The organism is Sphaerisporangium sp. NPDC049457, assembly GCF_055586705.1.
In genome coordinates this window covers 69,072-89,304 of record NZ_JBVJHR010000026.1, presented here as the reverse complement: position 1 = coordinate 89,304, position 20,233 = coordinate 69,072, and the positions used below count along the sequence as shown (strand labels likewise).

The window sequence follows — 20,233 nt, the reverse complement described above, 5'->3', positions numbered from 1 at the left end:
TCACGACTCGTCTCCGGAGAGGGATCGGTGGTGATCGCAGGACGCGCCCGGCTCGGCCGGCGAGGTGGCGGGGATGGCCGGGATGGCCGGGATGGCCGGGATGGTGGCGCTGATCCCCGTTCCCTGGCCCGGGGACGTCTCCAGCTCGAAGGCGCCGGCCAGCCGGGTGACGCGCTGGCGCATCGCGATGAGGCCGAACCCGCCGTCGCCCGTGGAGCCCGCCCCGGGGGAGAAGCCCGCTCCGTCGTCGCGCACGTCCAGCACCACGACGTCCTCCATGTACGACAGCGTGAGACCGGCCCGTCCGGCCGAGGCGTGCTTGGCCACGTTGGCCAGCGCCTCCTGCGCCACCCGCAGCAAGGCGATCTCGACCTCGGTGTGCAGCGGCCGGGCGTCCCCGGTGATCGAAACGGATGCGGGAACGCCGGTGGTCCGCGACCACTTCGTGGCGACGTCCCGTAGAGCGGCAGGCAGCTGGGCCTCCTCCAGCGGCGCCGGGCGCAACGCCTGGACCGACCGGCGGGCCTCGTTCAGACTCTCCCGCGCCAGGGTGCGCACCGTGTCCAGGCGCGCCCGAGCCGCGGACGTGTCGTCGAGGGTCTCTTCGGCGGCTTCGAGCTGGGTGAGGATCGCGGTCAGGCCCTGCGCGATGGTGTCGTGGATCTCCCTGGCCATCCGCTGCCGCTCACCGAGTACGCCGGCCTCGCGGGCGTGGGTCAGCAGCCGGGCCTGCAACTCGGCGTTCTCCTCCGCCAGCGCCGCCAGCTTCGCGCCGGTCTGCCGCAACTGGACGATCATCACCTTGCGCTGCTCGTTCTGATCGGTGATCGTCTGGACGGACAGGCCGATGGTGGAGGCGACCAGCGCCGCGACGAGGAACGCGAACAGCAGCTCTCCGGTGCTCCGGCCCGACTCGGGCCGGGCGGCGACCAGGACGGCGGCCGTCGCGGTCACCCCCGCGTACGCCCACCTGCGGGGCAGCAGGGCATAGGACTGGACGAACGCGCCCAGCCCGGTCACCGTGAACAGGGAGTCGAGCCTGATCAGCGCCCCGGTGACGGCGAGCATCACGACGAAGTACCCGATCAGCGCCGCCGGGTGCTCGACGCGCCCTGGGCGGGCGGAGACCATGAACCAGTGCCAGGCCGCCGCGAGCACGACGAGGGCCAGAACGTTCGCCCTCCAGTCGCGCGCCAGCGCGAACGCCGCGGGCAGCAGGATGAACAGGTACGGCAGGGCGGGCCAGGAACGATCCCATCGGGACAGGGCTTGGTCGGCGGCGTTCACCACCGGAACGCCCTGACGGCGACGCCGCCGGCGATGATCCAGATCGTCACCATGACGCCCAGGGTAAACGGGGACATCCCGGTGCCGCTCCATCCGTCCCGTACCGCTTGGACCACGGGGGCCATGGGGGTCAGGTCGCCGATGGCGCGCATGGAGCCCGACAGGGTCTCCCTGGGGATGATCGCGCCCGAGAGGAAGGCCATGGGGAAGAACAGGCTCAGCCCGACCACGGTGGCGGCGCGGCCGCTCGGGACGAGAGCGCCGATGAGCAGGCCGATGGAGCCGAGGCTCAGCGCGCCGAGCACCCAGGCCAGCAGGACGCCTCCTGGGTCGCCCGGCGCCGTCAGCCCGTAGGCGGCCAGGCCGATGACGACCAGCAGCGCCGTCCCGAACGCCGCCAGCAGCATGTGAGCGGCCAGTTGCGCGCCGAACAGCATGGTGGGCGAGGCAGGGGTGGCGCGCAGGCGCTTGAGCACCCGGCGTTCCCGGTACTGGGCCAGCGTGGCCGGGAGGATGGTGAGGGCGGCCAGGCCGATGACGAAGACGCTCAGCATCGGCACCGTGGCGTCGATGGCGGGCAGCCCGCCCGGCAGGGGCCTGCCGCTGCGCATCTTGACCCACAGCATGATGGCCGGGAAGGCCAGGGCGAAGAACGCCGACATCGGGTCGCGCATGGTCAGCTTGAGCTCGACCGCGACGACCTGGGTGAGTCCCTTCATGCCCGTGCCCGCCGGACGCGTCATGCCCGCCGCCCCCTTCATGCTCGTCGCCATGCCGTGGATGCCGCTGCCGCTGTTGATGATGTTCGTGCCTTTCACGCCGTGCCTCCCGTGGTGAGCGCGAAGTACGCCTCCTCCAGCGAGTCGGATCGTCCCTTGGCGGTCAGCTCGCCGGGGGTGCCCAGGGCGACGACCCTGCCGCGGTCGATGATCGCGATGCGGTCGCACAGCGCCTCGGCCTCGTCCATGAAGTGGGTGACCAGCACGACGGTGACCCCGCGCTCGCGCATGCCGCGGATCAGTTCCCAGGTCATGCGGCGGGCGGAGGGGTCCAGGCTCGTGGTGAGCTCGTCGAGGAAGACGATCTCCGGGTCGCCCACCAGGGCGAGCGCGATGAACAGCCGTTGCTTCCAGCCGCCGGACAGGCGCCCGTAGGCGGTGCGCCTCTTGGACGTCAGCCCCCACTCGTCCATGAGCGCCCGCCAGTCGGCGGGCTCGTCGTAGAAGGAGGCGTACATGCGCAGTGCCTCGCCGACGGTGATCGCGTCGGGCAGGCCGGCCTCCTGCAACTGGGCGCCGACACGCTGCAGCAACTCGCGTCGGTCGGTGTGCGGGTCCAGGCCCAGCACCCGTACGGTGCCGCCGTCCGGCCGGCGCAGGCCCGACGCGCACTCCACGACCGTGGTCTTCCCGGCGCCGTTCGGGCCGGCGATCCCGAAGATCTCGCCTTCACGGACCCGCAGGGAGACGCCGTCCACGGCCGTGGCGTTCTTGTAGCTCTTGCGCAGGCCGTCGATCTCGATGACTGTCATGTCCCGAGGATCTCCACCGGACGCCGGTCCCGATATCCACCGAACGGTTGATGGGGTACCGGCCCCGCCGCCCGGGGTGCGGGCGCTCGTCCGGCCGGTGAGCCGTCGTGCCGGTGGGAGGCCGGTGGCGTGAGCGGTCAGCCGGCCGGGGTCACCGCTGCGTCCGGTCCGGCGTGTGGCGTTGTGTGGCGTTGTGCACTACCGCGGCAACCGCTACGGCGCCTCCCACTTCTCCGGCAAATTCCGCAAGGGCACCTTCGACGACTTCCGCATCCGCGTCGGCGAAGGCACCCGCGGCCACTACGACTGGGGCCACTCCCGCGACTTCTTCTAAACCACCCCAGGCCACCGGGTCGGTGACCGGCGGTCACCGCCCGTCAGGGGCCGGACGGTGAAGGGCCGGCGAACCCGGCCGGACGCTCCGGTCCAGATGATCCGGTTCCCGTGGACCCCCGGCGCTCAGGCACCGGGGGTCCATCCGTATGCGCACGATCACGGGCGGAGGCAGGGGATCAGAGGGCGAACTCGGTGACGGCGAGGGTGAACGCCTCGGGTTCCTCCAGGTGGCCCATGTGGCCGCTGTCCGGCAGGACGGTGAGGCGCGAGCCGGGGATGCCGTCGTGGAGCAGCTTCGCCCAGCGGGGACCGCAGATGAAGTCGTGGGCGCCGGTGATGATCAGCGTTGGGATCTCGATCGAAGCGAGCGCGTCCCGCACGTCGAACGGCGCCGGCTCCTCGCCGCGCATCGGGTCGATCCACGCGCGCAGGTTCTCCCGCATCGGCGCCAGTTCGTGCTCGTGGGCCCAGTAATCGCCGAAGTAGGCGGGCAGGATGCGACGGAGCGAGAGGGTGTAACCCTCGTCGTCGGCGGCGGCCAGCGCCTCCTGGAAGGCGGCCGGCACACCGGCCGCCTCCGCGTTGCCGGGGTGGCGGTCAGGGAAGCGGCTCATCTCGGCCAGCGCGGCGCCCCAGAACTCCTCTCCGGTGACCGGCGAGGTGGACAGCAGGATCAGGCCGGCGACCCGGTCGGGGTGGGCCAGCGCGTGGTGTTGCGCGACGAACCCGCCGTGCGAGTGTCCGAGGACGAACACCTGCGGCACGCCGAGGTGCTCGATCACCCGGTGGAGGAACTTCGCGTAGGTGTCGAGCCGGTAGTCGCGGGGATCGTCGAGGCGGCCGGAGTCGCCGGTGCCGATCGGCTCCAGGTAGACCATGGTCAGATGCCGTTCCAGCGACGGCATGCGCAGGTACTCCCAGGCGATGCCCGGGCCGCCGGAGTGCGCCACGCACACGGGTCCGGTGCCGAAGACGTGGAAGACCTGCCGCACTCCGTCGATGACGATCTCGTGCGCGCCCTGCGCGAGCGTGCCGGTGGTGGTGGAAGGCATCGTGCCCCTGTTCAAGATCACGGCCGGTGTGGAACCGGGCCTCGGTCGACGCCGACCAGATGCGGGACACGTGGCGAAAGTTCGACTTTCCGGCGAAATTTCTCCGAGCCGGCCCGAAGACTGGTCTCAGCCGACGAGTCGTGCGGTTCTCACCCGGGAAGTCACGCGGGTCTCAGCCGGGCAGCCGTGCGGTTCTCGCCCGGGGAGTCGCGCGGTTCTCGCCCGGGGAGCCGTGCGGGTCTCAGCCGGGGAGTCGTGCGGGGCGGGGGTGGAACAGCCGGAGGCGCCGGACGCGGCCGTCGCGGAGTGCGTGCAGCCACACCACCGCGGGCGGGCAGTGGGCCGGGTCGTCCGGCGGACTGATCAGATCGGCCTCCCAGATCGTGACGTCCCGGCCGGCGACGACGTTGGAGATGCGCTGGCGCACGCCGTGCGCGAGATCCATCTCCATTCCCGACAGCGCGAACCGCCGATCGTCCTCCGCCCGTTCGCCGTTGGGGCCGACGAACTCGGCGTCGGGCCGCCAGAACTCCCTGATGACGTCGGCGAACGCTCCCCGCTGCGCCGCGGCCAGCATCTCCTCGGCCTCCCGGCGGCGGGCCATGGCGAACGAGGCGGCGTCGTCGTGCGCCAGATCGGCCGTGCGCCGCAGCGCCTCGGCGAGCTTGGCCCTGGCCTGGCTCAGCCGGCTGCGGACGGTGCCGATCGGCACGCCGCACAGCGCGGCGATCTCCTCGTAGGAGGAGACGTCGCTGAAGTAACGCAGCAGCGCCACCAGGCGCACCGGTTCGGACAGCTCGTCCAGCGCGTGCCAGACCCAGTCGCGAAGGGCGCGGTCTTCAAGCAGCTCCTCGGGCGTCGGTTCGCGGGACGGCATGACCAACGCCTCCATGTCGCCCAGCGGCACGGGACGCGTCTCACGCAGGCGCATGCGGCACGCGTTGCGGACGATCGCCCGCAGCCACGGGCCCACGGCGGCCGGGTCGCGCAACTCGCCGATGCGCCGCATCGCGACCAGCACGGCGTCCTGGACGACGTCCTCGGCGTCCGGTCCGTATCCGAGCACGCTCAACGCGACCGCCCGCATGCCGGCCAGGTGCCGGGAGATCAGCAGGCCGAGGCCGGCCGCGTCTCCGGCACGCGCGGCGAGCACCAGCTCACCGTCCGACTCCGCTTGCGACAGCACACCGCTCTCCTTCCCGGGGCGCCGGACGCCCCTCCCGCTGGATGCGGCGGCCTGCCGAGAAGTTCGCTCTCTCCTTCGACCGATCTGAACGCAGGTGGACGCCTCCGCCCTCCCCGACGGGCGGAACCTCACATTACCTGCGGAAACGTCCTTGCTTGTGGAGATCGCTCCGCAGGCGTGGCCGGCGGCTCAGCGGTAGCCGGTGGTGTCGGCGGGCTTGCCGGCGTCCTGCACTTCGACGAGGTAGCGCCAGGCGTCGGGACGGCTGCCGTCGAGGTCGGTGAAGCCGTAGACCTGAGCCAGCCCGCCGCTGGACAGCGACCGGCCGTTCCAGCGGGCGACCTCGGGATCGGCGGCCAGCGCCACCACCGCCCTGCCGACGTAGGCGGGGGTCTCGGAGATGGCGAAGTGGGGCTCCCGGGACAGCGCGTCACGCCAGTTCGCCTCGGTGACGCCGTAGACGTCGAGCATCATCTCGGAGCGCATCCACCCGGGGGTGAGCGCCACGGCGGTCGCGCCGTGCGGGGCGAGCTCTTGTGCCTGGGCGAACGCCATGCGGATCACCGAGGTCTTGGCCAGGTCGTAGAAGAAGGAGACGCGGTAGTTGGCGGCGTTGTACTCGGCGGTGCCGTCGGTCATCTCGACGACCAGGCCGCCCGGATTCCTGATCAGCAGCGGCAGGGCGTGGTGGCTGGTGACGATGTGGGTGTCGATCGCCAGCCGCAGGATGTGCAGGCCCGTCTCCAGCGAGTGCTCCCAGAGCTTCTCGTTCCAGCTGAACAGCTGCTCGCCGCCCCAGATGTTGTTGACGAGCACATCGAGCCGGCCCCGCTCGCGATCGATGCGCTCGACGAGCGCCTTCACCTGCTCGGACTCCAGATGGTCGACCTGCACCGGGATGGCCTCGCCGCCCGCGGCGGCGACCAGCTCGGCGGTCTCTTCGATGGTCTCGGACCGGTCGATCTCGGAGCGCCGCCCGCGGGTGCTGCGCCCCGTGACGTAGACCGTGGCGCCGGCGGCGCCGAGCTGGACGGCGATGGCGCGCCCCGCGCCGCGCGTCGCCCCGGCGACCAGGGCGATCTTTCCTTTCAACGTCTGGCTCATGCCTCCGATCGTGGCAGGTCCCTCCGACATTTCTCCGCGGCCGCCCGGTCATTCCCTCGGCGGAATTGCCCGGCCACCGCCTGCTCTCGGACGATGCGCAGGCACCGGCATCACGCCGTCCACGAGGAGGAAGAAATGCACGACACGGATGTCCAGCACCTGGTCGGCCGCTACGTCGCGATGTGGATCGAGCCGGACCCGAAGGAGCGCCGCAAGGCCATCGAGGAACTGTGGGCCGAGGGAGGCGTCCACCTCCTCCAGCCGCCCGAGGAGATGCGCGAGATGAGCGCCGGTCTCGGTTTCGCGCCGGCCGCCCTGGAAGCCCACGGGCACGACGCGATCGAGCGGCGGGTCACGGGCGGTTACCGCGAGTTCGTCGCCCCGGGGGAGTACACCTTCCGGCAGCGCGCCGCGGCCGTCCGCCTGCGGGACGTGGTCACCTTCCGCTGGGAGATGGTGACGGTCGCCGGGGGCGAGGCGGCGGGCGGCGGCCTTGAGGTCCTGCGTCTCGACGAGGAAGGCCGCATCGCCGCCGACTACATGTTCCCGGACGCCTGATGGGCGCGGACACGGCCGGCCGCGCCGCCGGACGACACGGTGGCGCTCTGGCGCGCGTTGTGGGCGGGCCGGCGCAGCTTCCACGGCCGGGTGCTGAGCTTCGACGACCTGCCGGAGTCCACGCCCTCGTACCGGCCGGGCGGGCCGCCGGTCCTCTCGGCCACCTGGCCGCGACCCTGGCGCGCTAGGTGGAGGCCGGCGCGCGGCACATCGTCTGCCGCGTCGCCGCCCCCACCATCGACGCGCAGCTCGACCGGCTCGAACTGCTCGCCGGGATCACTTCGACAGGTACAGGGTCTTCCACGTTCCCGCGTACAGGCAGTTGAGCGACGGCTTGGCGGCCTTCCACTCGGAGCAGACCTTCAGCTCGACCTGGTAGACGTCCTTGAACTTCGCCGAGAAGCGCTTGGGCGAGCCGTAGGAGCAGTCGCGGACGCTGTAGTGCTTGAAGGGCAGGTTGCCCGAGCCGTCGCGGTAGGTGATGCGGAAGACCGCCCAGCCGCACGCCCGGTTGCGGGTGAGGTCGTAGACCTTGCCGGAGATCCTCACGGAGTCGGCGGCCGGGATGTCCGCGTGGTCCTCGCCCCTGGCGGTGAGTGTGCCGCGGGCCTTGGCCGCGCGCCGCGGAGCGTAGTAGGAACCCCAGGAGGTGGTGCCGGCGGTGACCGCGTCCGACGAACCTGTGGCGCCGGACGAACCGGTGGCGGCTTCGGCGGCGATGGGAGCGAGTGTGACGAAGGCGGCGGCGATGGCGAGACCGGTAAGGGTGCGGGTGATCCTCATCGGAGGCGGTCCTTCCTGTTCGTGATGACCGCAGTGTGCGCGCCGGCGCTTTCAGCTCCCTTGCTCATTCGTTGCAAACGGGTATCAACCCCTCGTACGGCGCCGGTTCGCGCGGCGTCGGCGGGAACGGCGCGGCCTGCCAGCGGTCAGCGGGCGGCGTCGCCGCGGGCGTCCACGGACGCCTGGATGCTGCCGGTCAGGAAGCGCCGGATCACCTCGCGCTCCTCGCCGGTGAACGGTTCGAGGGCCGCCGACAGGTGCCGGGCGAGAGGCATGAAGAACTCTCTGGCCAGCGCGACGGCCTGGGAGTGCAGCGCCAGCTCGACCTTGCGGCGGTCGGTCTCACTGCGGTGGCGCTCGACGTGCCCGGCGTGCTCCAGCCGGTTCAGCAGCGCGGTCGTCGCGGGGGCGCTGAGGTTGAGCGCGGAGCCGAGGGCGCCGGGGGTGAGCGGACGGCCCTCAAGGGCCGCGTCCATGATCACCACGACGGCGTTGAGGTCGGTGCGGTGCAGGCCGTGGTCCACGGCGAACCGCTCGACGAACCGGTCGAGCTCGACGTTGAGCCGGCGCATCAGGGTGATCAACTCCAGCGGGCTCGCGGCGTCGTCGCCGGGCTGGTCTGCCGACACGTTGGCCTCCTTGTTGTCGCCTGCCTCGATGTTTGCCGGTGGCTCCCCTCGCCGCCTATTCTTTCCATGATAGAAAAATTCCACCAGTGAAAGATCTCTGACGGGACAGGCCGCTATGAAACGAGCAGAGCATATGGGCTGGGCCGCGCTGTGGGGCGCCCGCGGCAAATGGGCGACGCTCGCCGTCGCCGTGCTGCTCTCCGGTCTGGCGCTGGCGTTCGGCGGCTCGGCGAAGGTCGACACCGACCCGGCGGCGGCCCTGCCCAAGGGCGCGGAGTCGGCGGAGGCGCTGCGCCTGCGGGGGGAGCTGCCGAGCGGCCAGGTCCTGCCCGCGCTGGTGGTCTACAGCCGCGAGGGCGGCCTGACCGAGCAGGACAAGGACGCCGTCCGCGCCGACGCCGGCCGGATGGCCGCGCTCGCCGTGGGCGGGCGGACGCCGCCCCCCGTCTTCTCCGGCAAGGGCGACGTGGCGCTGCTGACCGTGCCGCTCGCCGGTGCGCTGTCGAACGCCGAACTGGCCGAGGAGGTCGGACGCATCCGCGCGGAGGGCCGCGCGGGACTGCCCGCGGGCGCGCGCGTCGAGGTCACCGGCGGAGCAGGCTTCCAGGTCGACCTCGCCGCGGTGTTCCAGGGCGCCGACATCACCCTGCTCGCCGCCACCGCCTCGGTGGTGGCGCTGCTGCTCCTGCTGACCTACCGCAGCCCCTGGCTGTGGCTGGTGCCGCTGAGCGTGATCGGCGTGGCCGACCAGGTCGCCGCCAAGATCGTCGCGATCCTCACCCGCACCACCGGGCTGACCGTGGACGACTCCACCCTCGGCATCACCTCCGTGCTGGTGTTCGGCGCCGGCACCAACTACGCCCTGCTGCTCATCGCCCGCTACCGCGAACAGCTCCGCCTGCACGGCGACCGGCACACGGCCATGACCGGCGCCGTCCGCTCGGCCGCCCCGGCCATCCTGGCCAGCTCGGCCACCGTGACCCTCGCCCTCGGCACGCTGGCCTTCGCGCTCTCGCCGTTCAACCGCAGCATCGGCATGGCCGGGGCGATCGGCATCGTCACCGCCGTGGGGTACGCCCTGCTGGTGCTGCCCGCCGCCATGGTCTGCTTCGGCCGCGGGCTGTTCTGGCCGTTCGCCCCGCAGGTGGGCCAGGCCGACCCGACGCGCACCGGGCCGTGGGCGCGGGTCGGCGGCGCGGTCGCGCGGCGTCCCGCCGTCATGACCGCCCTCAGCCTGGTCGTGCTCGCCGTGCTCGCGGCCGGGGCGGTGGGCGTGCACAGCGGCCTGTCGCAGACCGAGCGCTTCCGCGACCGGGTGGAGGCCATCGCCGGACAGGAGACGCTGAGCCGGGCGTTCCCCGCGGGCAGCGCCCAGCCCGTGGTGATCATCTCCCGTACGGCCGCCGCCGAACAGGTGCGCGCGGCCGCCGCGGCCATCCCGGGAAACCCCCGGGTGACGATCGTCGAGCGGACCCCTCAGTACACGCGCGCCGAGGCGGTGCTCGGCGCCGAGCCCGGCAGCGACGAGAGCTTCGCCGCCCTCAGGGCCCTTCGCGCGGCCGTCCACGCCGTTCCCGGCGCCTCCGCGGTGGTCGGCGGCGCCGAGGCGTCCGACCTCGACGAGCGGGACGCCGCCGCCCGCGACCAGCGTCTGATCATCCCGCTGGTACTCGCCGTGGTGCTGCTGGTGCTGCTCGCGCTGCTGCGGTCGGTCGTCGCCGCCGTCACGCTCGTCCTCACGGTGGTCGCCAGCTTCGCCGCCGCCTTCGGGGCGGGATGGTTCGCCTTCACGCACTTCTTCGGCTTCCCCGCGCTCGACCTCAGCGTGCCTCTGCTGGGCTTCCTGTTCCTGGTGGCGCTCGGCGTCGACTACAACATCTTCCTGACCACGCGGGCCAGAGAGGAGACCCCTCGGCTCGGCACCCGCGGCGGCATCGTCATGGCGCTCGCGGTCACCGGTGGAGTGATCACCAGCGCCGGCATCCTGCTCGCGGCGGTGTTCGCCGTGCTCGGAGTGCTCCCGCTGATCACCCTGACCCAGATCGGGGTCATCGTCGGCTTCGGGGTGCTGCTCGACACCCTCCTGGTGCGCAGCGTGCTCGTCCCCGCTCTGGTGACCCTGCTCGGCGACCGCTTCTGGTGGCCCGGCGCGCCGGGGCGGGCGGTACGCGACGCCGCGCGGCCCGGCCAGCGAAGCGAGATGCCGGTGAAGTGACATCGCGCGGGCCCGGCGTGGGGGGCGCCGGGCGCCCTCGTGAGGTGACCACCGGCCTGGCCCGGGGCGCCGGGCGTCCTCGCGGGTGACGCCGCCACCGGTGAGGTGACGCCGCGTGGCCGGGCCCGGCCCGCGCGCCGGGTGATGTGCCGTTCCGCATACCCTGAAGAGGAGCCCCGCGACGCATCGCGTGGGCGGTGCAAGCCGTACAAGCCGGGACGAGCGCGCCCGTCGAGGTGATTCTTTCCACCAGGTGTGCGAACCACTTGGCCTGAGTCATCGTGCCGCACTACGCTTTGCCGCAGATCATTCCGCCCTGTGTCCGCGGAGCTTCCTCAATTGAGAGGTGGCACCGCCATTGGCACCGGCGTTGACCATGTCAAGCGCGCTGAGGCTCCGCATGCCGTCGGCCGCGCTCGTCGATCCTTTCCGTCCCGTCGACGGTCTGGTCGGCGTACCTGATTCCCGCACCGGACCGCCAGGCCGTCCGGGTGATTCGGGTTGTCGCTCTTCGGTGTCCGCGAAAGTTGGACTGTTGTGCCCGTTTTCGGGCAGATGCAATGCGAAAAAGCATGCCTCTCCATGACCGCGCCGGCGCAGGGGTGAGGTTAACAAGAGGATGGGAAATGACACGTATAGATCCGGAGGCTCTGGTCGCAAGCCTCAGGGGTGTGCAGAAGGCCTCGGAGGCAACCGGGGTCGTGCACCATTTGGAACGCATCGTCCGCGTGGTGGACCGGCTGTTCGGCTACGCCGGAGCAGGTCTGATGTTCGCCGACGAGGGCAAGGCGTTGCGCTATCTGGTGACCACCGACGAGGCCGGCAAGAGCCTGGAGTACGCGCAGGCCGCAGTGGGTCACGGGCCGTGCGTGTCGGCGTTCTTCACCAATGCCGCGGTCACCACGCGTGACGTGCAGGACGACGAGCGGTGGCCCGACCTGGCCGAGTTACTGCACCCGAGCGTGCGGGCGGTCGCCGGCGTCCCCGTACGGCTGGGCGACGGACCGGTGGGCACACTCAACGTGTACCAGGCCGAACCGCACGACTGGGAGGAGTCCGACACTCAGGCGCTGCTCGCCTACGCGCACGTCATAGAGGAGGTGCTGGCGGCCGCGGTGAAGGCCGAGGAGAAGAGCGCGCTGGCCGACCAGCTGCAGTACGCGCTGGACTACCGCATCGTGATCGAGCGGGCGATCGGCTACCTCATGGGCAAGCACGACCTCACGGCCGCCCAGGCGTTCACCGGCCTGCGCAAACGCGCCCGCGACAGCCGCCGCCGCGTCGCCGACCTGGCCGCCGAGATCCTGGGCGAGCAGGCGCCGCCAGGAGGCTGAGCGCCCGGCCGGTCCCGGGCACCCGGCCGAGCTCCGACCGGCCGGACCCGGTTACGCTGGACGGTGATGTATCGACTGCTCTTCGCGCTGGTGCTCCGCAGGTTCGACGCCGAGACGGTGCACCACCTGACCCTCCGCGCGCTCCGGGTCCTCTCGCTCGCCCCCGTCGTGAAGCGCCGGCTGCACCGAAGGCTGGCGCCACGCGACGAGGCGCTTCGCGTCCAGGCGTTCGGGGTCCACTTCCCCAGCCCCTTCGGGCTCGCGGCCGGCTTCGACAAGGACGCCGGTTGCGTCGAGGGGCTGGCGGCCTTCGGCTTCGGCCACGTCGAGGTGGGCACGATCACCGCCCACGCCCAGCCGGGCAACCCCCGGCCACGGCTGTTCCGGCTGGTCTCCGACCGGGCCGTCGTCAACAGGATGGGGTTCAACAACCGCGGCGCCGAGCAGGCCGCCCGCCGGCTGGGCCGTCCGCGGAGCCTGCCCGTCGTGGTCGGCGTGAACATCGGCAAGACCAAGGTCATCCCCCCTGAGCTCGCCGTGCGCGACTACGTCGCCAGTGCTCGCAGGCTCGCCCCGCTCGCCGACTACCTGGTCGTGAACGTCAGCTCGCCCAACACGCCCGGCCTGCGCGACCTCCAGGCCGTCGAGCTGCTGCGCCCCCTGCTGGCGGAGGTGCGCCGGGCCGCCGGCCGCACGCCGCTGCTGGTCAAGATCGCCCCCGACCTGGCCGACCAGGACATCGACGCCGTCGCCGACCTCGCGGTCGAGCTGGGGCTGGCGGGCATCATCGCCACCAACACCACCATCGGCCGGCAGGGTTTGTCGAAGGCCGAGGCGGCCGGCGCCGCCGAGGCGGGCGGCCTGTCGGGCCGGCCGCTGAAGGCCCGCTCGCTGGAGGTGCTGCGCCGGCTGTACGCCCGGGTCGGTGACCGCCTCACGCTGGTGTCCGTCGGAGGCGTCGAGAGCGTCGACGACGTGTGGGAACGGCTGCTGGCCGGCGCCACTCTCGTCCAGGGTTACACGGCGATGGTGTACGAGGGGCCGTTGTGGGCCTGGCGGATCAACCGCGGGCTGGCCCGCAGGCTGCGCCGCCACGGATGCTCCACGGTCGGCGAGCTGGTCGGCCGCGTGGGCCGCGAACGCGCGGCCTGACACCGCGCCGCGGCGCCGTCCGCCGAGCGCTCGACGTCATGCCGCCGCTCGTCCGCCGAGGCCTGAGGTCGTGCCGACGGGCCGGTCGAGCATGGGCGGGGAGGGGCGTCAGCTCAGGCTGGGACGGGTCGAGTCGGCCTCGTGGGTCATCTCCTCCAGGTGGCGCATCACCTGCGCGACCGGCACGGCGCCCGGGCTGTGCCGCCGGCTGCCCGTGCCGCCGCGCTGCCACGGCAGCGGCCCCGCCGGGGGCCGGTACTCGACGCCGTAGGCGTCCAGCCGCGCGAGGTGCGCGGGCAGCGCCGCCGCGAAGCCCTCGGCGTCGCCCGACCAGGCGATCTGCGCCAGGGCGCACCCGCGCGGCCATGCCCGGTAGTCCAGCGTCCGCCCGTCGGGGATGCGCTCGGTCCACAGCTGGAACTGCGCGCCCAGCACCCGGCCGGCCTCCTCGGGGGTCCATGACGCGGGCGCCGGCTCGAACGCCGCGACGTCGGCCACGGTGATCGTGTCCCCGATGGCGACGGGCTCCTCGGGCGAGGCCGCCTCGGCGTAGTCGAAGTACAGCGGGAACACCGGGGTCGCCACGATGTCGTGACCGGCCGCCGCGGCGCGCCGCCCGACTCCCATGCCGCGCCAGGGCATGACGATCGTGTCGGCCCGCAGCGCGCCGCTGACGAACGCCTCGTCCCACACCACCGCGCGGCAGCCGCGCGCGGCGAGCACGTCGGCCAGTTCGCGCAGGAAACGGGCGTGCAGGCCGGCGGGGGTGGCCAGGCCGAGCGACTCGCGGTACGCCGTGATCTCGGCCGAGGAGGCCCAGTCGTCCAGCACGCACTCGTCGCCGCCGATGTGGAAGAACGGCACCTCGCCGAGAGCCGCCACGATCTCGTCGAAGACCGCGGACAGGAACTCGACGGTGGCGGGCAGCGGCGACAGGATCGCCGGGGAGATGCCCCAGCGGTCGAGCACCTCGTGCGAGGCGGCGGGATCGGCGCCCAGGTGCGGGTAGGCCGCGAGGATGGCCGAGGCGTGGCCGGGGACGTCGATCTCGGGCACGACGGTCACGCCCCTGGCCCGCGCGTAGGCGCCCATCTCGGCCAGGTCGTCCAGCGTGTAGTGGCCGCCGTGCGGGGTGCCGTCGAAGCGCTGCTCGCCGTGGGAGTGCGTCGTGGTGGTGCGCGGCCGGTGCGAGCCGATCTCGTGCAGCAGCGGATGGGCCCTGCTCTCGACCCGCCAGCCCTGGTCGTCCGCGAGGTGGAGGTGGAGGCGGTTCAGTTTGTGCGCGGCCAGCAGGTCGATCATGCGCAGCACTTCGCGCTTTGGCAGGAAATGCCGTGACACGTCCAGATGGGCGCCGCGCCACGAGAAGCGCGGCGCGTCCTCGATGTGCCCGCACGGCACCGTCCACGCCGCGCCCGGCGCGGCGGCCGAACGGAACGCCGCCGCGGGAAGCGACTGGCGGAGCGTCTGCCCGGCGTACAGCGCGCCCGCGGCGTCCCCGGCGACGATGTGTACGGCCTCAGGGGTCACCGTGACGGCGTAGGCCTCGGCGGCGAGGTGCTCGTCCCGTTCGACGGTGATCGCGGCCTCAGGCGCGCTCTCAGCCCTTCCGGCGGCCTCGCCGAGATCGAGGACGGCCAGCGCCCGCCGTACCGCGCCGGCAAGCTCCGCCGGACCCGACACCCGGGCGCCTGGAGCGAACGTGAACGACCCCGGAGCGGCGCGCACGACGCGAGGACGCGGAATCAGATCGACCACGTCTCAGATCATGCCATTCGCGCGCCGCGTCGCCCCGCCCGGCGGCCCGCCGGGAGGAACCTCAGTCCAGGTAGCGTTCGAGGCCCTGGACGAGGGAGGCGGCGACGCGCTGCCGGAACCGGGGGTCCTTGAGCTTGGCCGCGTCGGCCGCGTTGCGCATGTTGCCGGTCTCGATGAAGACCTTCGGCACGGTCGACAGGTTGAGCCCGCCGAGGTCGTCGCGGAAGTCGAGCGCGTCCTTGCCGATGTAGGTGGAGTACGGCATGCCTGTGCCCTCGTGGTAGGCGGCGCGCAGCGCCAGCCCGAGCTTCTTGGAGCGGGCCACGACGGGGTCCACCGGCCCGTTGATCTTCTTCGGCATGATGATGTGGAAGCCGCGGGCCGTCGCCGACGCCCCGTCCGCGTGGATGGAGATCGCGGCGTTCGCGTGGGCCTTGTTGCCGATGGCGGCCCGCTGGGTGATGCACGGCCCGACCCCGGAGTTGCCGTCGCGGGTCAGCTCGACCGTCGCGCCCTTGGCCTTGAGCAGCTTGACCATGCGCCGGGCGACGTCCCAGGTGAAGGCCGCCTCGGAGTAGCCGTCGTTGGTCGCGGTGCCCGTGGTGTCGCACGCCTTCCACTGGGTGAGGACGTTGACCTTCTTGTTGATGACCTCGGGATGGCGGTAGTTGCCGCCGTTGTGGCCGGGGTCGAGCACGATGACCTTGCCCGTGAGGGGACGGGCGGCGGCCGGCGCGGACGCCGTCGCGGCCCGCGCCGACGACGAGGCGGGCTCGGTCGAAACGCTCTTCATGTGGGCCGTCGCGGCCGCGTCCTGACCGGTGGCCGCGGAACTCGCCGCGCCACCGCACGCCGCGGTGCCCAGCCCGCACAGGGCCAGGAACGATATGGCCAATGCCCGACCGGTCACGATGATCCCCTTCGCCGACGACCGTCCGCCTCCAACTTACGTGCAATCGCACGATGGCCCGGCCGCTACGCGGAAGATCGGATCACCAGGCCGGTTCGCTCAGATCCTGCTTCTGCAGGAGCGCGGCCAGCTCTCTGGCGTCCTCGGCGTCCAGGCCGAGGACCACGCGCGGGCGGCCCCACGGGTGGTCGATGGAGTGGGCGACGTAGCTGGCGACCGACTCGGTCGCCCCCTCTTCGTCCTTGCCGCGCGCGGCCCGCCAGTGCGCCCACGCACGTTCGAGCTCGGCCGCCGCGCGCTGGGCGCAGGAGACCAGTTCCGGATCACGCATGTCTTCCCCCCGGTCGGACGCCGGCCGCCCGCTGCCCCCGTGACAGGCGGGCGTCCTGCCCTGTTCGGGCCGATCCGGCACGCCGGGGCCGGCGCCATGCTACGAGTCAACACGGGGACGGTGCCGATCCCGCGGATGTTGACCTACCCTTGGGGATCACTTGGAGCCGGGCCGGTGCTGTGCCGCACCACCAGGCGCGGCGTCACCTGGCGCAGCCGCGCCGTCTTGCCCGGGTCGGTGATGCGGTCGCTCAGCAGCGTGGCGGCCGACCTGCCCATCGCCCGCCTCGGCTGGTCCAGCGAGGTGAGCGAGATGTGGTGCACGGCCGCCAGGTGGGTGTTGTCGTATCCGACGACCGACAGGTCCTCGGGGACGCGCAGGCCCAGTTCGCTCGCCGCGACCAGCACTCCGAGGGCGACGATGTCGTTGGCCGCGAAGATCGCCGTAGGGCGGGGGGTGCGTTCGAGCAGCGCGCGGGCCGCGCGCCGGCCGCCCTCCTCGGTGAAGTCGCCGTGCTCGACCATGATGTGCGGTGCGAGCCCGTGCCTGCGCATCGCCACCAGGTAGCCCTCGCAGCGGAAACGCGCCGACGACGAGGGGGTGCCCTCGATGTGCGCGATGCGCCGGTGACCGAGCTCGACCAGGTGGTCGACGGCGAGGCGCGCGCCGAGCTGGTCGTCGTCCACGACGATGTCGACGCTGTCCAGTTCCACGTCCCGCTCGCCGACGACGACCGTCGGGGTGTACGCGGCGGCCTCGGCCAGGGTCTCGCTGGACGGCGCGACGCCGAGCAGCACCAGGCCGTCCACGCGAAGCTCCAGGAACGCTTCGACGGCCTCCTCCTCGAAGGCCGGGTCCCAGCGGCCGCTGCCGATCAGCAGCCGGAGCCCGTCACCGTGCAGGCTCTCTTGCAACCCGTCGAGGAACTCGGCGTAGAACGGGTTGTGCAGGTCGGCGACGAGGGCGCCCACCAGGTGGGTGCGCCCTTCGACGAGGCTGCGCGCGACCGCGTTGGGCCGGTAGCCGAGCTCTCTGGCGGCCTGCAAGACCGCTTCCCGGCGGTGCTCGCTGACGTGAGGGGAGCCCCGCAGCACCAGGGAGACCAGCGACTTAGAGACGCCCGCGCGTTCTGCAACGTTCCGGATCGTCGGCCGGGGCCGGGGCCCTTGGGCGTCGCCAAGGCCGGGGTCGGCCGCGCCGAGATCGGGACGGTACCGATCGGTCGTCTGCATGGACGGTCCTGACATGGTTCTCCCCACGCTGAGTGGATGTGCACCTGTCAGACCAAACGATCGAGTCGCGTTGAGGGTACGGGTGTGTTGCGCGGCTCGGCAGATGGTCATTTGGGCCGCGTTATCCGGCACCGCCTTCGATAGTGTGCGCATTGTGGGTGCGACATCAAGGGCCCCAGGTGAGCGAGAGAGCGGCGACCCTGGCGACGGACGCCCGGTACGACGAAGGCTGAGCGTGGACCGTCGCCGTGAGGAACTCATGGCCGCGGCGCTTGAGCTGTTCAGCAAGCGTGACGCCGAAGATGTCTCGATCGACGACGTGGCCAGCGCCGCAGGGGCCTCCCGCGCGCTGGTCTACCACTATTTCGGGGGCAAGCAGGAGCTGTACGTCGCCGCGTTGCGCAGCGCGGCGCTCGAACTGGAGGAGCGGCTGCGGCCGGTGCAGGGCGGCACCGCCATCGAGGAACTGGCGGCCGGCCTGACCCGCTACTTCGACTTCGTGGAGGATCACGCGGCCGGGTTCGCCGCGTTGCTGCGCGGTGGGCCCGCCAACCGGGTGGGCGAGGTGGGCGAGATCGTCGAGGGGGTCCGCCAGCGCCTGTTCAAGATGATCACCAACCAGCTCCGGGTGAGCGAGCCGAGCCCGCCGTTGCGCGCGACGCTGCGGTCGTGGATCGCCTCGGTGGAGACGGCGGGGCTCGACTGGCTGGAGAACCGCGACATCGAGCGTCCGCAGCTCGAACGGCTGCTGGTGGAGCAGATGGTGGCACTGCTGGAGGTGGCCGCCCGCCATGACGGCCGGGTCGGTGTGTCGCTCGCGGACTTCTCACGCGAGGACGCGACCCCGGAGGCGGACGGATAACGATCGTGAACCGGTGACGGACGACCGCTGGACCGGTGGACCTGTGGGCAGGTGCCCGGTGGGCCGGTGGGCGCATGATCGCCGGACCGGTGGGCGGGCGGCTTCGCGCGAGGGAACGGTGATAGGGCTTCCGTGCGGTGGAGGCCCTAAATCCGTTTCCCACCGGGACGCACCCGCATGGCCGGGTGAGGTGGCGCCGGGCGGGCGGCGCCTCTCACACCGGATCCATGGCCGCGGTCACGGTCGCTCGGACGCGCAGTCGGAGGCACTTCGCCCCCGGGTGGCCCGGGCCCGTATCGCGCGATCATGGGTGTGTGGACGCGCTCACATGCTTGACGCGAGCGCGCCGGTTCTCCCCCCTACGACCTTGGCGGCTTTCGCCTCACTCCGAGCGCTGCTGCGGGATGCCCGCGAGCAGCGCACGGACCTCGGTCTCCCGGTAGCGACGGTGACCGCCAAGGGTGCGGATGGACGTCAACTTGCCCGCCTTCGCCCACCGAGTAACGGTCTTGGGGTCGACGCGGAACATGGTGGCGACCTCCGCCGGGGTGAGCAGTGGCTCGGCCTCGGGTGTACGAGCTGACATTTGTGCGGCCTCTCCTCCGTGGACCGGCGACAGCGATCCTGCGACTTGTGTTGGCGCTTGTCACGGATGTCCCTCAATGATCCATTCGTACGGATTTTTCTGGACCATATGTGGTATCACCCGATGTGACCATACAGCCACGTAGAGCGATTGGCGAGCCCTCTAAGTACAACGCCTTGTCCACGGGTTGATGTCACGCTCGGTGATTCTAGCGACACGTTTCGTGGTATCGCAGTGAAAACGGCAAACTACTCAGTTCGCAGAAGCGAGCTGGTGACTCCCGTTACCTACTTTTGCAGGTCACGTGCATGATTTGCGGTTCAGTTCGCCGATTCGAGGGCTTGTATTGACTTCCAGCGCACGATCACGCGCTGATACATGGCGAAGGCCAGTTCTTCTTGACCGGTGTCCAACCCGGTGAGGGCGGCGGCCAGCTCGGCCGCGGACTGGTCGGCCTGCAACGTCGCGTCGTCCATGAGGTGCACCAGGCCGCCGTAGTCGAGCTCCACCAGCGAGTGCGGGTGGAACTCCTCCAGCCAGCGCCCGACCTCCTCGACCTCGGTGAGCGTGCTCACCTCGCCCACGTGCCGCCGGATGACGACCAGCGCCCGCGCGACCCTGCGCCGGGCCTGGGCCATGGAGGTGACGTAGAGCAGGTTGCGCGCGGGGGCCGTCGTGGTCGGGGCGGTCGGCTCGGCGGCGGTCTCCTCCTGCCGGCCGAGGACCAGCCAGCGCTCGGCCGAGTCGAACGGCACGAACCACGGGGCGGGGATGTGCCAGGTGCTGGTGCGGATGTGCGTCCTCAGCGAGGAGGAACTGCCCTGCTGCTTGTAGCGGTCGAAGTCGTCGGCCGTCTGCTCGGCGATGGCACGGGGGACGAACCGGTCGGCCAGCTTGACCGGCGTGGTGCCGCGGAAGCGGGCGAAGGCCAGCCAGGAGCGCAGCCTGCTCTGCCACGGGCAGACGTACAGCGTCTCTTCGATGCGGCGCAGGTAGGCGTTCAGGCTCTCGACGCCGGGCGCCGGCAGCGCCGAGACGCCGAGCAGCCGCCGGACGGCCTCCGCGTGCTCGGCCTCCAGAGCGAACGCGCGGCGCGGACGGTCCTTGGAGTCGGCGTAGGCCGCCCAGAAGGCGCGCTCGCGTTCGGTGAACGCGGACAACGGCTCGTAGACGCGGAGATAGGCGGCGTAGGGCAGCACATCTCGAATGGTGCCATGTCACGGCGAGCCGACGCGAGTGAGACGGCCCCGACGGCGCGAATGGCGTGCGGGGCGCGGCTCCGACGTGTCGCGATCTGGATGATCATGGTCAGTCTGGAGCGGGCTGGATAGGGTGGATCCCTGGATCCGCCGCGATGAGGCGGCGGACAAGAACGACCGGGAGTCAC

The 20,233-nt window shown here is 71.8% G+C and carries 21 protein-coding genes; 6 read left to right on the top strand and 15 right to left on the bottom strand.

Annotated features, from left to right (window positions below; all coding sequences use genetic code 11):
- Genes ACZ6QO_RS33330 through ACZ6QO_RS33320 form a run of 3 tightly spaced genes read right to left on the bottom strand, consistent with a single transcriptional unit; the run spans position 1 to position 2,818 of the window.
- The gene (locus ACZ6QO_RS33330) at positions 1–1,287 is read right to left on the bottom strand and encodes a sensor histidine kinase (protein WP_465856697.1); all 1,287 of its coding nucleotides are present in this window, start codon (positions 1,285–1,287) and stop codon (positions 1–3) included.
- Entirely contained in the window at positions 1,284–2,105 is an 822-nt protein-coding gene (locus ACZ6QO_RS33325; protein ID WP_465856695.1) for an ABC transporter permease, read from the bottom strand. Before ACZ6QO_RS33325 ends, ACZ6QO_RS33330 begins: the two co-directional genes overlap by 4 nt.
- Positions 2,102–2,818: an ABC transporter ATP-binding protein gene (locus ACZ6QO_RS33320; protein WP_465856693.1), complete on the bottom strand. Its 717-nt coding sequence runs from the start codon at positions 2,816–2,818 to the stop codon at positions 2,102–2,104. Before ACZ6QO_RS33320 ends, ACZ6QO_RS33325 begins: the two co-directional genes overlap by 4 nt.
- 193 nt (positions 2,819–3,011) lie before the next feature.
- Between ACZ6QO_RS33320 and ACZ6QO_RS33315 the strand changes: the two genes are divergently transcribed.
- Positions 3,012–3,152, top strand: a complete 141-nt coding sequence (locus ACZ6QO_RS33315) for a hypothetical protein (protein WP_465856691.1) — start codon at positions 3,012–3,014, stop codon at positions 3,150–3,152.
- A 178-nt stretch (positions 3,153–3,330) separates the two neighbouring features.
- On the opposite strand, the gene ACZ6QO_RS33310 is transcribed toward ACZ6QO_RS33315, so the two are convergent.
- The 3 genes from ACZ6QO_RS33310 to ACZ6QO_RS33300 all read right to left on the bottom strand — a co-directional run bounded on the left by ACZ6QO_RS33310 (position 3,331) and on the right by ACZ6QO_RS33300 (position 6,496).
- Positions 3,331–4,206: an alpha/beta fold hydrolase gene (locus ACZ6QO_RS33310; protein WP_465856689.1), complete on the bottom strand. Its 876-nt coding sequence runs from the start codon at positions 4,204–4,206 to the stop codon at positions 3,331–3,333.
- 241 nt (positions 4,207–4,447) lie between these two features.
- Positions 4,448–5,392 carry an RNA polymerase sigma factor gene (locus ACZ6QO_RS33305; RefSeq protein WP_465856687.1) on the bottom strand — a complete coding sequence of 315 codons (945 nt, stop codon included), beginning with the start codon at positions 5,390–5,392 and terminating at the stop codon, positions 4,448–4,450.
- Between the two features lie 189 nt (positions 5,393–5,581).
- Entirely contained in the window at positions 5,582–6,496 is a 915-nt protein-coding gene (locus ACZ6QO_RS33300; protein ID WP_465856685.1) for an SDR family oxidoreductase, read from the bottom strand.
- 135 nt (positions 6,497–6,631) lie between these two features.
- On the opposite strand from ACZ6QO_RS33300, the gene ACZ6QO_RS33295 reads away from it, so the two are divergent.
- The gene (locus ACZ6QO_RS33295; RefSeq protein WP_465856684.1) at positions 6,632–7,054 is read left to right on the top strand and encodes a hypothetical protein; all 423 of its coding nucleotides are present in this window, start codon (positions 6,632–6,634) and stop codon (positions 7,052–7,054) included.
- Here ACZ6QO_RS33295 and ACZ6QO_RS33290 read toward each other — a convergent pair.
- The 3 genes from ACZ6QO_RS33290 to ACZ6QO_RS33280 form a co-directional block, all read right to left on the bottom strand.
- Complete coding sequence (locus ACZ6QO_RS33290; RefSeq protein ID WP_465856683.1) at positions 7,033–7,218, bottom strand: hypothetical protein; 186 nt, start codon at positions 7,216–7,218, stop codon at positions 7,033–7,035. The genes ACZ6QO_RS33295 and ACZ6QO_RS33290 overlap by 22 nt on opposite strands.
- A gap of 112 nt (positions 7,219–7,330) precedes the next feature.
- On the bottom strand, positions 7,331–7,837 hold the full coding sequence (locus tag ACZ6QO_RS33285; protein ID WP_465856681.1) for a hypothetical protein: 507 nt from the start codon (positions 7,835–7,837) through the stop codon (positions 7,331–7,333).
- 146 nt (positions 7,838–7,983) lie between these two features.
- Entirely contained in the window at positions 7,984–8,466 is a 483-nt protein-coding gene (locus ACZ6QO_RS33280; RefSeq protein ID WP_465856679.1) for a MarR family winged helix-turn-helix transcriptional regulator, read from the bottom strand.
- 115 nt (positions 8,467–8,581) lie between these two features.
- Here ACZ6QO_RS33280 and ACZ6QO_RS33275 point away from each other — a divergent pair, with 115 nt between their 5' ends.
- The 3 genes from ACZ6QO_RS33275 to ACZ6QO_RS33265 all read left to right on the top strand — a co-directional run bounded on the left by ACZ6QO_RS33275 (position 8,582) and on the right by ACZ6QO_RS33265 (position 13,167).
- Positions 8,582–10,681, top strand: coding sequence for an MMPL family transporter (locus ACZ6QO_RS33275; RefSeq protein ID WP_465856677.1), 2,100 nt, complete (start codon positions 8,582–8,584; stop codon positions 10,679–10,681).
- A gap of 626 nt (positions 10,682–11,307) precedes the next feature.
- On the top strand, positions 11,308–12,015 hold the full coding sequence (locus ACZ6QO_RS33270; protein ID WP_465856675.1) for a GAF and ANTAR domain-containing protein: 708 nt from the start codon (positions 11,308–11,310) through the stop codon (positions 12,013–12,015).
- Positions 12,016–12,081: 66 nt separating this feature from the next.
- Positions 12,082–13,167, top strand: coding sequence for a quinone-dependent dihydroorotate dehydrogenase (locus ACZ6QO_RS33265; protein WP_465856673.1), 1,086 nt, complete (start codon positions 12,082–12,084; stop codon positions 13,165–13,167).
- 108 nt (positions 13,168–13,275) lie between these two features.
- Here the strand turns inward: ACZ6QO_RS33265 and ACZ6QO_RS33260 are convergent, their stop codons facing one another.
- The 4 genes from ACZ6QO_RS33260 to ACZ6QO_RS33245 all read right to left on the bottom strand — a co-directional run bounded on the left by ACZ6QO_RS33260 (position 13,276) and on the right by ACZ6QO_RS33245 (position 17,398).
- The gene (locus tag ACZ6QO_RS33260) at positions 13,276–14,925 is read right to left on the bottom strand and encodes a beta-N-acetylhexosaminidase (RefSeq protein WP_465856671.1); all 1,650 of its coding nucleotides are present in this window, start codon (positions 14,923–14,925) and stop codon (positions 13,276–13,278) included.
- Between the two features lie 61 nt (positions 14,926–14,986).
- Positions 14,987–15,835, bottom strand: coding sequence for an N-acetylmuramoyl-L-alanine amidase (locus ACZ6QO_RS33255; protein ID WP_465856669.1), 849 nt, complete (start codon positions 15,833–15,835; stop codon positions 14,987–14,989).
- Positions 15,836–15,917: 82 nt separating this feature from the next.
- Positions 15,918–16,166, bottom strand: coding sequence for a hypothetical protein (locus ACZ6QO_RS33250; RefSeq protein ID WP_465856667.1), 249 nt, complete (start codon positions 16,164–16,166; stop codon positions 15,918–15,920).
- A 143-nt stretch (positions 16,167–16,309) separates the two neighbouring features.
- The gene (locus tag ACZ6QO_RS33245; RefSeq protein ID WP_465856665.1) at positions 16,310–17,398 is read right to left on the bottom strand and encodes a LacI family DNA-binding transcriptional regulator; all 1,089 of its coding nucleotides are present in this window, start codon (positions 17,396–17,398) and stop codon (positions 16,310–16,312) included.
- Between the two features lie 235 nt (positions 17,399–17,633).
- On the opposite strand from ACZ6QO_RS33245, the gene ACZ6QO_RS33240 reads away from it, so the two are divergent.
- The gene (locus tag ACZ6QO_RS33240; RefSeq protein WP_465856663.1) at positions 17,634–18,260 is read left to right on the top strand and encodes a TetR/AcrR family transcriptional regulator; all 627 of its coding nucleotides are present in this window, start codon (positions 17,634–17,636) and stop codon (positions 18,258–18,260) included.
- 382 nt (positions 18,261–18,642) lie between these two features.
- Here the strand turns inward: ACZ6QO_RS33240 and bldC are convergent, their stop codons facing one another.
- Both bldC and ACZ6QO_RS33230 read right to left on the bottom strand, forming a co-directional pair.
- A complete protein-coding gene (gene bldC / locus ACZ6QO_RS33235; protein WP_013133571.1) occupies positions 18,643–18,846 on the bottom strand; it encodes a developmental transcriptional regulator BldC in 204 nt (67 codons plus the stop codon).
- A gap of 320 nt (positions 18,847–19,166) precedes the next feature.
- Positions 19,167–20,045: a DUF8083 family protein gene (locus ACZ6QO_RS33230; RefSeq protein WP_465856660.1), complete on the bottom strand. Its 879-nt coding sequence runs from the start codon at positions 20,043–20,045 to the stop codon at positions 19,167–19,169.
- Positions 20,046–20,233: the final 188 nt, after the last annotated feature.

Excerpts from the sequence above, each read along its gene's own strand:
- ACZ6QO_RS33320 (WP_465856693.1), bottom strand. The coding sequence starts at position 2,818 with ATGACAGTCATCGAGATCGACGGCCTGCGCAAGAGCTACAAGAACGCC.
- ACZ6QO_RS33310 (WP_465856689.1), bottom strand. The coding sequence starts at position 4,206 with ATGCCTTCCACCACCACCGGCACGCTCGCGCAGGGCGCGCACGAGATC.
- ACZ6QO_RS33265 (WP_465856673.1), top strand. The coding sequence starts at position 12,082 with ATGTATCGACTGCTCTTCGCGCTGGTGCTCCGCAGGTTCGACGCCGAG.
- ACZ6QO_RS33245 (WP_465856665.1), bottom strand. The coding sequence starts at position 17,398 with ATGCAGACGACCGATCGGTACCGTCCCGATCTCGGCGCGGCCGACCCC.
- ACZ6QO_RS33300 (WP_465856685.1), bottom strand. The coding sequence starts at position 6,496 with ATGAGCCAGACGTTGAAAGGAAAGATCGCCCTGGTCGCCGGGGCGACG.
- ACZ6QO_RS33285 (WP_465856681.1), bottom strand. The coding sequence starts at position 7,837 with ATGAGGATCACCCGCACCCTTACCGGTCTCGCCATCGCCGCCGCCTTC.
- ACZ6QO_RS33295 (WP_465856684.1), top strand. The coding sequence starts at position 6,632 with ATGCACGACACGGATGTCCAGCACCTGGTCGGCCGCTACGTCGCGATG.
- ACZ6QO_RS33270 (WP_465856675.1), top strand. The coding sequence starts at position 11,308 with ATGACACGTATAGATCCGGAGGCTCTGGTCGCAAGCCTCAGGGGTGTG.
- ACZ6QO_RS33250 (WP_465856667.1), bottom strand. The coding sequence starts at position 16,166 with ATGCGTGATCCGGAACTGGTCTCCTGCGCCCAGCGCGCGGCGGCCGAG.
- ACZ6QO_RS33275 (WP_465856677.1), top strand. The coding sequence starts at position 8,582 with ATGAAACGAGCAGAGCATATGGGCTGGGCCGCGCTGTGGGGCGCCCGC.
- bldC (WP_013133571.1), bottom strand. The coding sequence starts at position 18,846 with ATGTCAGCTCGTACACCCGAGGCCGAGCCACTGCTCACCCCGGCGGAG.